Annotated in this window: 8 protein-coding genes; 4 read left to right on the forward strand and 4 right to left on the reverse strand. The window is 41.5% G+C overall.

All coding sequences use genetic code 11. The annotated features are described in order from the left end of the window. Positions 1–15 precede the first annotated feature (15 nt). Together MED121_RS01880 and MED121_RS01885 are read left to right on the forward strand one after the other, a co-directional pair. A complete protein-coding gene (locus tag MED121_RS01880) occupies positions 16–780 on the forward strand; it encodes a YciK family oxidoreductase (RefSeq protein WP_009831891.1) in 765 nt (254 codons plus the stop codon). Between the two features lie 185 nt (positions 781–965). Continuing rightward, positions 966–3,851 carry an insulinase family protein gene (locus MED121_RS01885; protein ID WP_165474602.1) on the forward strand — a complete coding sequence of 962 codons (2,886 nt, stop codon included), beginning with the start codon at positions 966–968 and terminating at the stop codon, positions 3,849–3,851. A gap of 68 nt (positions 3,852–3,919) precedes the next feature. Here MED121_RS01885 and MED121_RS23515 read toward each other — a convergent pair whose 3' ends face one another. From MED121_RS23515 to lldD, 3 genes are all read right to left on the reverse strand, one after another. Continuing rightward, entirely contained in the window at positions 3,920–4,567 is a 648-nt protein-coding gene (locus MED121_RS23515; RefSeq protein WP_050764514.1) for a hypothetical protein, read from the reverse strand. 212 nt (positions 4,568–4,779) lie between these two features. Continuing rightward, positions 4,780–5,982 carry an enoyl-ACP reductase FabV gene (gene fabV, locus MED121_RS01895; protein WP_009831894.1) on the reverse strand — a complete coding sequence of 401 codons (1,203 nt, stop codon included), beginning with the start codon at positions 5,980–5,982 and terminating at the stop codon, positions 4,780–4,782. Between the two features lie 296 nt (positions 5,983–6,278). Continuing rightward, the gene (gene lldD / locus MED121_RS01900) at positions 6,279–7,418 is read right to left on the reverse strand and encodes an FMN-dependent L-lactate dehydrogenase LldD (protein ID WP_036178520.1); all 1,140 of its coding nucleotides are present in this window, start codon (positions 7,416–7,418) and stop codon (positions 6,279–6,281) included. Positions 7,419–7,663: 245 nt separating this feature from the next. Between lldD and MED121_RS01905 the strand changes: the two genes are divergently transcribed. Beyond that, complete coding sequence (locus tag MED121_RS01905) at positions 7,664–8,410, forward strand: GntR family transcriptional regulator (protein WP_009831896.1); 747 nt, start codon at positions 7,664–7,666, stop codon at positions 8,408–8,410. A gap of 65 nt (positions 8,411–8,475) precedes the next feature. Here the strand turns inward: MED121_RS01905 and MED121_RS01910 are convergent, their stop codons facing one another. Further along, a complete protein-coding gene (locus MED121_RS01910; protein ID WP_009831897.1) occupies positions 8,476–10,770 on the reverse strand; it encodes a YgiQ family radical SAM protein in 2,295 nt (764 codons plus the stop codon). A 284-nt stretch (positions 10,771–11,054) separates the two neighbouring features. Between MED121_RS01910 and MED121_RS01915 the strand changes: the two genes are divergently transcribed. Continuing rightward, positions 11,055–12,089: an amino acid ABC transporter substrate-binding protein gene (locus tag MED121_RS01915; protein WP_009831898.1), complete on the forward strand. Its 1,035-nt coding sequence runs from the start codon at positions 11,055–11,057 to the stop codon at positions 12,087–12,089.

A 12,089-nucleotide genomic window follows, 5' to 3' on the forward strand; every position in this document is an offset into this window, starting at 1 on the left:
TTCAAAGGAATTTATATGTTAGATTACCAAGCACCGAGCGACCTATTAAAAGACAAGATCATTCTTGTCACAGGAGCAGGAGACGGGATAGGACGAGTTGCTGCTATCAATTATGCAAAGCATGGCGCGACCGTTATTTTACTTGGCCGTACAACCAAAAAACTCGAAGCCGTTTACGATGAAATAGAAAACCTAGGTTACCCTCAGGCAGCCATTGTGCCATTGAATTTAGATGGCGCCACTGAACACGATTACGCCGACCTTGCCAACATTATTGAAACTGAATTTGGTCAACTCGACGGCCTACTTCATAACGCAAGCATTCTTGGTGACAGAACAGGGTTAGCGAACTATGAAGCCAGCACTTTTGAGCAGGTCATGCGCATCAATGTCACCAGCCAATTTATGCTAACTCAAGCAGTCATGCCCTTATTGCAAAAAGCAAAGAGCGCTTCTATTGCCTTTACTACATCGAGTGTTGGCCGCAAAGCTCGTGCTTACTGGGGCGCTTATGCAGTTTCAAAATTTGCTACCGAAGCCATGATGCAACTTCTTGCTGACGAACTAGAAAACACGTCTGAAATTCGAGTCAATGCCATTAACCCAGGTGCAACAGCGACAAGCATGCGCTCTCGTGCTTACCCAGCAGAAGATCCAAATACAATTGCATCACCAGAAGATATCATGCCGCTTTACCTCTATTTAATGGGTGATGACAGCCTTGAAGTAAATGGTCAATCCATTGACGCGCAAGAAAAAAAGGAAAAAACTAGCAATTAAAGTTTAAATTTTTCGAACAAAAAAAGAGAGCTCCGGCTCTCTTTTTTTGTTCAAACCCTCTAAAAATGGGGCTAAAAAAGCTTTGCACTTAAAAAACACCTGCTGTTAGTATGTGAAATCCATTTTTTGATTTGCATAATATGTCCTTATTTAAAAAACGATTCATAAAATATTTCATAGTAAAGTTGGCTAAACGCAGCAGTATTTGCCTCATCCCTCTTATGATCACACCAGAGCTAATTGCAAAGCCTTCTGAACCAACACCAAACTTGAATACATTAGACAACCCAATGACCCCTATTAAGCAAAGCCAAAGTGATCAAAACCAATATCGACACATTATTCTGAAGAACGGCTTACAAGTCATTTTAGTACAAGACCCTAAAGCCGAAAAAGCATCAGCAGCGTTAGCTGTAGGTGTTGGTGCAAATGACAACCCTAAAGGACAAGAAGGTCTCACTCATTTCCTGGAACATATGCTTTTTTTAGGCACAGAAAAATACCCTGAGGCAGATGAGTACAAAACCTATATCAATGAGTTTGGAGGCTCCAACAATGCCTATACAGCCGCCAATCACACCAACTATTTTTTTGATGTTTTAGCCCCAGGCTATGAAGGTGCGCTAGATCGTTTTTCACAATTTTTTATCGCCCCTTTATTTAGTGAAGAATATGCCCAAAGAGAACGCAAAGCGGTTCACTCTGAATACATTGCTAAAATCAATGATGATGCAAGACGCAGCAATCAAGCGTTTAAAACCTTATTTAACCCAGCACACCCAAGCAACCACTTTAGTGTTGGCAACTTAGAGACTTTAAAAGATCGACCAAATTTACCTTTAAGAGAGCAGCTACTCGCTAGCTATAAGACATTTTACTTTGCCCAAAATATGACGCTGTCATTAGTTGCAAACCTGCCACTTGAGCAATTAGAAAGCCTTGCCAAGAAGTACTTTACAGCAATTAAAGCAACAACACTTACATCAACACTTGCCATAAGTAAGCTTCCACCACTAACCCTAGACAACACAGATAAACTGCAATTTATTCGCCCCATTAAAGATAGAAATACCCTTAGTTTAAATTTCATACTGCCACCCCAAAAAGCAAATTATAAAGACCAGCCAACACGTTATTTAAGCTATTTACTAGGCCAAGAAAGCCAAGGGTCACTGCATAGCTATCTTAAGTCTAAAGGGTGGGCACGCTCTTTAAGCGCTGGGTTAGGGGCAGACTATATAAATAAACAAACCTTTAATATTCGAATTCGATTAACCGATGATGGGTTAGTCGATATAGACAAGGTTATTTTGGCTGTTTTTGCGAATATCAATGAAATCAAAAACAATGAGATAAACAAGACTTACATTGAAGAGGAAAAAGCCCTTTCTCAATTAGGTTTTAATTACCACAGCTATATAGAGCCCATGCAACTATCCAGGACCCTTGCCAGCCAACTATTGACTGTCCCAGCAACGGATGTGCTTGATGCGTTTCAGATCACACAAGTTGCAGACACACAAAAGATTAAAGCTTTATCCGCGCTTCTAACCAGTGACAACATGCTGGTGCAAATTGAAACAAAAGGACAAGTGCCAACTCACTGGGGCCAAACTGAGCCAGAATGGCAACTTGAGCCTTGGTACCAGAGCCAATACGCCAATCTCACTTTTAACCAAGATTTTCTAACATCACTCACTCACGCCCCTAAAATTGATGCACTGCAGGCACCAGAGAAAAACACTTATATTCCATCCTCCCTGTCTCTTATTAATGGCTACGATGAGATACCCAAACAGGTATATGAGGCAGAAGGGATTAATTTTTGGCACAGATCTGACGACAGATTTGATAAACCTAAAAGCAGTAACTATCTCGCGATTCGCTACCCAGGTGCCTCTGATAATAACCAACAATATGTATTAAATAAGTTGTGGGCGCGACTACTCAACGATGCCTTAAGTGAAGCAACCTACCTGCCTTACAATGCCAATTTAAACTACAACATTTATGCTCATATTAACGGTCTAACACTGGTTACCGCAGGCTATAATGACAAGCAAAACAAATACCTTATGTGGTTAATGAAGCAAATTAATCAAATTGAGCCTGAGTCTGAACGCTTCGAGCTGGCTAAACAACAACTCAAGAAAGACCTACTAAATAGCAAGCATGCTAATGCTTATTCTGTTGCACTGTGGCGTTTATCAGAGATATTAATTGAGGATAGTCATACGATTACAGACATGCTTTCCACTCTAGACAATATTCAATACAAGGACATTATTGCTTTTAAAAACAAAGCACTCAGTCAATATAATCTAGTTGGCTTTAGCAATGGTAATATCGAAAAAGACCAAACTGTTGAGCTTGCCCAAAGCCTTGAAACCCTTTATCAATCGAGCCTAAAGCCATCTCCTGCCAAGCAAATAAAACGACAGCTATTAGACTCAGGTAGCCGACAAGCCTTCAAAGTTGACACTACCAGCCAAGATAACGCCATCTTGTATGTTCTTTCAGGAAAGCTTGAAGATAATTTCACCGAAAAAGCCCACTTCACCCTACTTAAACAAGCGATTGGCAGCCGTTTTTTTAGCCAACTTAGAACAGAAAAGCAGCTAGGCTATATTGTTAGCACACACAATTTAACCAAAGCTGACGTACCCGCGATTGGTTTTACCGTTCAATCACCAGATCATGAAAGCCCTGAGATTGTGGATGAGATAGAAACATTTATCAGCCAAGACCTTGAGCGCATTTGCAATATCTCTCCTGATGAGTTCGAAACAATTCGCAACAACATCTTGGTTCAATTAAAACGCGAGCCAAAAGAACTAGGTGAAGACACAAGCCGTTTCTGGCGAGAAATCGCAAAACCCGAACAAAACTTCTACAAGCGCGAAAAATTTATAGCGGCAATTGAAGGAATTAAACAGAGCACCTTTAATGACTTTGTCACCCAGCAGATTTTATCAGGCAAAGCCCCCAGCATACTGGTGCATAACCAACCATTAATAGAAAGCGACTTGAAGGAAAACTGGCAAGAAGTCTCAGCCAACTCCAACCTATAACGAGCATAAAAAATGCCAGCATTTTGCTGGCATTTTTTTGATTAAACCTAAATTGACAAGGATTGGGATTAGCCACCAATTAGCTTTTCTAACATGTCATCATTGCTTTGCTCAACTTGTGGCGCACTATCCTCTTGTACCTCGCTACGCCCCTTACCATTAATAAAGTTATCTAACTCAGAATCAACCGAGTTTCTCGCATTCTGGGACCCTGGTTGCTGTGGACTCATATTAGAAAAGTCCCCTGTGTCTAACCCATTGCTCTCTTGCGTCGGAAAGCCAATTTCTTGGGTAATATCCCCCTGATTCTGTAGCAGCTTATCCTTCTGATCTCCAAATAAACCCACTTCAGGCATCATAGCCATACGCTTTTTTTGTATTTCAGCAGGGATATGTCCAGTAAACAGCACAGTATAGGGAGCATCTTCTGTCCGTCTATTTACTTCATCATAAATAGACTGTTCTCTCATTGCGGCTTCATTAAGTTCAAGATAGGATAAACGCTCATCATTAGCTGTAATAACAACGTTTTGGGCCACTTCAGGCTTGGTTTCTTCTGCGCGAATAACACCGACTTCCAATTCTGTATCGAGCACAACTTGGTGAGTGGTTCTTATCACTTTATCGCCATAGACAATATCTACCACACGCCTTTCAATCGTTTGGGCAAACAATCCAGATGACATTAGCGCGATTAGCACAGCAGACTTATACACAAAACCCTCGCCTAAAAACTTAGCAAATAACAGAATAACCTTATTGAGTGTACCTCACTAGCAGATAAACTCTAACCTTAATTTATCGGCGCCTATGAAGATAACTCAAGCACCCAGCTTTATATTAATACCGCCTCATTGTGACAGATATAAAAAAACCGAGCACAAGGCTCGGTTTTTTTTCAGATAAAAGGCGTTAGCCTAGTATCAAATTACAAGGTAATGACATCGAACTCAACTTCTGGTGCGACATCCGCATCATAGTCAACGCCTTCAACGCCAAAGCCAAACAATTTCAAAAATTCATCTTTATACAATTGATAATCTGTTTTTTCAAACAGGTTCTCAGTTGTAATGCTTGGCCATAGTTCGCGACAAGCTGCTTGCACATCTTCACGCAACTCAAGATCATCTAAACGCAAACGGTTTGCATCATCTACATTAGATGAAGGATTAAGATCATTATAAAGGCGCTCAGAGAACATACGTTGAATCTGCTCGATACAACCTTCATGCAACCCTTCTTTGCGCATAATGCTAAATACCATTGCTAAGTACAAAGGCATAACAGGAATCGCCGCAGATGCTTGCGTCACAACAGACTTAAGCACAGCAACGTTAGCACCACCACCATTAACAGCAAGACGTGTGTTAATTTCATTGGCAGCACGATCCAAATCTTCTTTCGCTTTACCTAGCGCACCATGCCAGTAGATAGGCCAAGTGATTTCTGAACCGATATAAGAATAAGCAACAGTACGTGCACCATCCGCTAGAACACCCGCCTCTTCAAGAGCAGACATCCACAACTCCCAATCCTGACCACCCATTACCGTGGTTGTCGCTGCAATCTCTTCTTCTGTTGCAGGCTCCACTTCGGCATCAATAATGGTGTTTTTATTCGTATCTATGGCTGTAGCACGGTAAGTTTCGCCAATAGGCTTAAGCACAGAACGAATCACTTCGCCTGTTTCAGGCAATTTACGCACCGGAGAAGCCAAAGAATAAACAACCATATCAACCTGACCTAGATCAGCCTTGATAGTTTCAATCACTTTCTCACGTGCTTCATTAGAGAAAGCATCACCGTTAATGCTTTTAGCGTACAAGCCTTCTTCTTTGGCGAACTTTTCAAATGCCGCCGCATTATACCAACCCGCTGTACCGGTTTTTTTCTCAGTTGCAGGCTTTTCAAAGAAAACACCTAAAGTCGCTGCGCCAGATCCGAATGCCGCCGTAATACGTGACGCTAAACCGTAACCACTAGAAGAACCAATTACTAAAACTTTTTTCGGGCCATTTTTAATCTCGCCCTTGTTTTTAGTAAATTCGATTTGCTCTTTAACATTCAACTCACAACCCGTTGGGTGTGTTGTCGTACAAATAAATCCGCGAATTTTTGGTTTAATGATCATAAAATTTTCTCAAAGTCGTATTTTAAGCCCATCATAAAAAAGATGATTTAGCTAAAAGTGATAAAAATCCAGTATTATCAATTGCTAGCATTTGGCCAAACAATTATAAAAACCTGCCCATAATACCCTACCCAGCGCCTCAGTCCTACTCTCGCCCTTTGAATATCAGGCAATGCCTTAAATTATTCCTTTTTCATTCAATGCAAGACACATAACTATAAGCAGAACAATTACTAAGAATCATATCACTCACTTTGTCATACCCAATCTATTAAACACACCAAGCAATAAAACCGTCATTTAAAACTCACTAACGAATCTCGGGTTAAATCACTTAACTTATTAGCCCCACACAAGGTCATGGCAACTCGCATCTCTTTTTCATAAAGATCTAACAAACTTTCAACACCCGCTTGGCCTTTCGCCGCTAATGCATAAATAAACGAGCGCCCTAACAAAGTAGAGTCGGCACCTAACGCTAGCATTCTCACCACATCTAGCCCATTACGAATCCCTGAATCGACTAAAATTTTAACCTCACCTTTAACTGCATCAGCAATATAAGGCAAAGCTTTAGCGGAAGATAAAACCCCATCTAACTGACGCCCACCATGATTCGATACTATGATGCCATCAGCACCGAACTTCACCGCATCTTTAGCATCATCAGCATCTAAAATACCTTTGATCACCATTGGGCCATCCCAATAATCGCGAATCCATTCCAAGTCTTTCCAGGAGATAGAGGGATCGAAGTTATCACCCAACCACCCAATATAATCAGCAAGTTTTGTCGCTTCGCCACGGTAAGTTGAAATATTTCCAAGGTCATGAGGCTTACCTAACAATCCCACATCCAATGCCCACTGGGGGTGACACATAGCTTGAAGAACCCGACGGATGGGCGCATTTTCGCCACTCATACCTGAATGCATATCGCGATAACGGGCCCCAGGTACTGGCATATCCACGGTGAACACTAAGGTAGTAACACCTGCCGCCTTCGCTCGCTCTAAGGCATTTTTCATAAAACCACGGTCTTTTAAGACATAAAGCTGAAACCACATAGGCCTCTCAATACTTGGCGCTACCTCTTCGATAGGACAAACAGAGACGGTAGACATGGTAAAAGGGATACCCTTTTTATCCGCGGCCTTCGCCGCTTGCACCTCGCCACGACGGGCGTACATACCTGTCAATCCAACAGGCGCCAAACTTATAGGAAGGCTTAACTTTTCACCAAATAGCTCCGTACTCAGATCCATTTGAGACATATCATTTAACACCCGCTGCCTTAAGGCTATCTCTGCTAGATCTTGCGTATTTTTACGTAAAGTATGCTCCCCATAAGAGCCACCATCTATGTAATGAAATAAAAATGGCGGTAACTTTGCTTTTGCGGCTTTTCGAAAGTCTGTTGAAGATGCAATGATCACAGGATTAGCCTCTTGTTTTAGGATTAAAATGAAAGAAGAACTAAACACTCAAACATTTTTAGACATTTGAGCATCAAAAATGGTAATACCAATATTACCAATTATCTAATCTCTTTATTCCATATCCTAAACCGATTATCAAGCACTAGATATTTATATGCCTCAGGGCTAAAATCCATGTAATAAAGCCTTTAAATGGTATTACCAATTTATCGAAATCATAAAAAGTCAATTAGGAAATTCAAATGGCAAGCTTAAAAATCTCTGATCAAATAACCAAAGAGCTTGAGAGCATGATGATTGAAGGCCTCCTTAAACCCGGTGATCGATTGCCACCCGAAAGAGAACTGGCTGAGCGCTTTAGTGTATCTAGACCTTCATTGCGAGAAGCCATTCAGAACCTAAAAGCAAAAGGCATGGTAATCAGTCGCCAAGGGGGAGGAAATTATATTAGCGATAACCTAGGCAGTGACCTGCGAGATCCCTTATTACAAGCCTTATCAGAGCATGATGAATTTAGGTATGACTTATTAGAATTTCGTGATGCCCTAGAAGGTATTTCCACCTATTATGCGGCGATAAGAAGTACCGATCAGGACAAAGAAAAGCTCACAAAAGCTTATGAAGATCTAGTGCAAGCCCACAATATGCGCTTACCAGAGCTAGAAGCAAAAAAAGATGCCGCCTTTCACTTAACCATTGCTGAGTGTGCCCATAATGCGGTCATGCTTCATACCATGCGAGCCTTATTTCAAATGCTGTCACAAAGCATTAAGGCAAATTTAAACTACTTATTTCAACACAGTGAAGCACGAGAAATGGTGATGCAGCAACATACCAGCATATACAACGCCATCATGTCAGGTGATGGCAATGTGGCTAAGCTAGCGATTCATGAACACTTATCTTATGTGGAAGATATTTTATTGGAAGTTAGCCGTCTTGAATCTCGCCGCCAAAGAGCGCTCAAACAAGCTAATTTACTTCTATAGTCTTTCAAAGGTATTTCTTTGCACAAAAAAAGCAGCCTGGGCTGCTTTTTTATTCAACTCAAATATTAGCGGCCCGGACGCTTAGGCTTTCTATTGCCTGATTTTTGCTGCGCCGGTCTTGATCCTGCAGGCTTTTTACCTGCGCTTTGGGATTTAGCAGGACGAGACTCTCCCCTTGCGTTGGCTTTATCCGCCTTTTGATTTGCTTTTGCCTTTGCCGCATTTTTCGCCATTGTCGGTCGATTGCTAGAATGGGATGCACCGGTTGCCTGACCTGGCTTCGCCTTTTTCGGGCGACGAGAAACTTGCTTATCTCTTTCTTCACCTGGCACCAGTTTATTAACACCATCCCCTATTAAATCACCACGCCCCATTGCCCGTAAGGTTTTACGCAATGCAGACCAGTTATCAGGATCGTGATAGCGTAAAAAGCCTTTTTGCACCACTCGCTGTTCCGCTTCTTTTATGGTTACCACATCTTCACTCTTATAAGTCACCGCTTTTAAAGGGTTCTTACCAGAATGATACATGGCTGTGGCCAATGACATAGGTGAAGGATAAAAGGTTTGCACCTGATCTGGCTTAAAGTCGTTTTGCTTAAGCCAAAGTGCAAGACTCAACATATCCTTATCATCACTGCCTGGATGAGCGGCAATAAAATAAGGGATCAGATGCTGCTTTTTACCCGCTTCTTTTGAGTATTTATCAAACATACGTTTAAATCTGTCATAGGTCCCCATACCCGGCTTCATCATTTTCGCCAAAGTATCAGTTTCAGAGTGCTCTGGTGCAATCTTTAGCAAACCACCCACATGATGAGTAACCAACTCACGCACATACTCAGGGTCCTCAACGGCTAAATCATAACGCAACCCAGAAGCAATAGAGACGGTATGCACGCCTTCAACCGCACGTGTTTTACGGTAAAGTTGTGTAGTTGGGCTATGATCTGTAATTAGATTTTCACAGATAGTCGGATAAACACAAGATAGCTTACGACAAGAGGCTTGAATCTCATCATTCTTACAATTAAGCATGTACATATTAGATGTCGGGCCACCTAAATCAGAAATATGACCGGTAAAACCTGGCACTTTCAGCTTAATGTCTTCAATTTCATTCAAAATAGATTCATGAGAACGACTTTGAATTACTCGCCCTTCATGCTCAGTAATAGAGCAAAAGGTACACCCCCCAAAACAACCTCTCATAATATTGATCGAGGTTTTAATCATGTCATAAGCGGGTATTTTAGCCTTACCATATTTAGGGTGAGGCACTCGAGCGTATGGTAAATCAAACACACCATCCATCTCATTTGTGAGTAAAGGAATTGGCGGTGGATTCACCCAAATTTCTTTTTTACCGTGTTTTTGCACTAAGGTTCTTGCATTGTGCGGGTTAGACTCCAAATGCAATACCCGCGATGTATGGGCATATAACACTGGGTCTTTCGACACTTTTTCAAACGATGGCAAACGCACATAGGTTTTCGCAGGGTCTAACTTCTGCTTACGACCCAGAGGCGCCGGAATAACACGAATAGGCATGACATCTGATTCTTCCTCATCAGACTGACATTTACCCTCAGGAATATATTCATAAGGGCTGTAAATCTTATCAATTTTACCCGGCCAATCAACGCGAGTGGAATCAAGTTCAGTCCAACCACCTGGCGGAGTATTCAGCACCACGGTAGTTCCGCGAATATCTTTAATTTCAGACATTTTTTTACCAGCGGCAATGGCATGAGTCACTTCAACAATCGCTCTTTCAGCATTACCATAAAGTAAAATATCAGCCGTTGAGTCAATTAACACTGAACGCCGAACTTCATTACTCCAATAATCGTATTGGGCGATACGACGTAAGCTTGCCTCTATGCCTCCAATCATGACAGGCACATTTGAAAAAGCTTCTTTACAACGTTGGGAATAAACAATCACCGCCCGATCTGGGCGCTTACCACCTGCCCCATAAGGGGTATAAGCATCATCATTTCGCACTTTTAAATCAGCCGTATAACGGTTGATCATGGAGTCCATGTTGCCAGCTGTTACCCCAAAATAAAGGTTAGGTTCACCTAAACGTCGAAAATCTTCAGCACTGCGCCAATCCGGTTGATCAATGATGCCGACCCGATAGCCTTGACGCTCTAATAAACGGCCCATAACCGCCATACCAAAGCTTGGATGGTCGACATAAGCATCACCTGTCACCAAGATAACATCACAAGAGTCCCAACCAAGTTGATCCATTTCTGCACGACTTGTGGGTAAGAATGGGGCTATGCCATAACATTCAGCCCAGTATTGTGGGTATGAAAATAGGTTAGCTGCGCTCTTGTGTTTTTTGATCATGATTTACTGTGCCTGATTTGCCGTTTCCCAAGGAAAACTGACTGCTATTCGAAACATTTCTAATGGCCGCTATTGTCCCAGAAATCTACGGCTGAATACAGGCTTGTTCGCTAGCAATAATAAGCAAAATTTATAAATAACGGTTTTACAACAGATTTTGTGACAGAACAAAAATTGAAGTTGTGTTCATAATTAAATTAAAGGGGATTAAAATTCACATTTCAAAAACCAAAAAGATGCGTTAGTATCCACTTACTTTAAGAAATTAAAATATAAGAGTTATGATGTTTTTACCTAAAAAAACGAGCCTATATCTTACGCTATTTATTCTTAGTTTTTCGACTCTTTCTCAGGCTGCTCAAATCATAAAGCCTAACTCAACTTTAACTCAAGTTATTCAACGGGGTGACCTTAACTGCGGCGTATTCCCAGATGATCCTTCAAGAAGTGCAATCAACCTAGAAGGTCAATGGCAAGGTTTTTATGTTGATTTTTGCCGTGCTACCGCCGCTGCGGTATTAAAGGATCAAGAATTTGTAAATTATATTGAAGTGGGTGCAACAACCCGCTTTAGCACCCTAGTTGAATTAAAAACAGACGTGGTTATGTACAGTTCAACTTGGACACATTCACGTGAGTTTCAATACCAATTAGATTTCCCTGCGGTTTATTTATTTGATGGGCAAGGCTTTATTGTACGAGCGGCGACCAATATCCAAACAATAAACGATTTAGATAATAAAACCGTCTGTGTCACGCAAAATACCAGCACCCATCAAAATTTGGTTGATCTCATCGAAAGCCGTGAACTCAAGACCAAGATACTTTTCTCAAATGGCGATAGTTTTTTTCGGGGAGGCCCCTGTGATGCCTATACAGCAGATCGCATGAACCTTGCCACAAACCGTGCTAATCGAACAGACAAACCGGAAAATTACCGCCTTTTGCCCGATACCATTTCCCGTGAGCCAATAGGCCCTATGGTTCGAAATGATGATGCACAATGGAGTCGCATTATTAGAGCCGTTGTCCACGCACTTATTTTAGCGGAAGAGAAAAACATCAATGCTGCCAATGTTGATCAGGCACTAACTCAGAGTAAAAATGCCGAAGTCCAAAATTTATTAGGTAAAAAAGGCGAAATTGGTCAACAACTTGGCCTTGATAATCAATGGGCGTATCGTGCAATTAAAGCCGTGGGTAATTATGGGGAAGTTTATAACCGACACTTCGGCTCCCACTCTAAAATCGGCGTGAAGAGAGGTATTAATCAACCTTGGAATCAAGGTGGCATACTCTATGCACCAATCTTTAAATAA

The organism is Marinomonas sp. MED121, from assembly GCF_000153025.1.
GTDB lineage: Bacteria > Pseudomonadota > Gammaproteobacteria > Pseudomonadales > Marinomonadaceae > Marinomonas.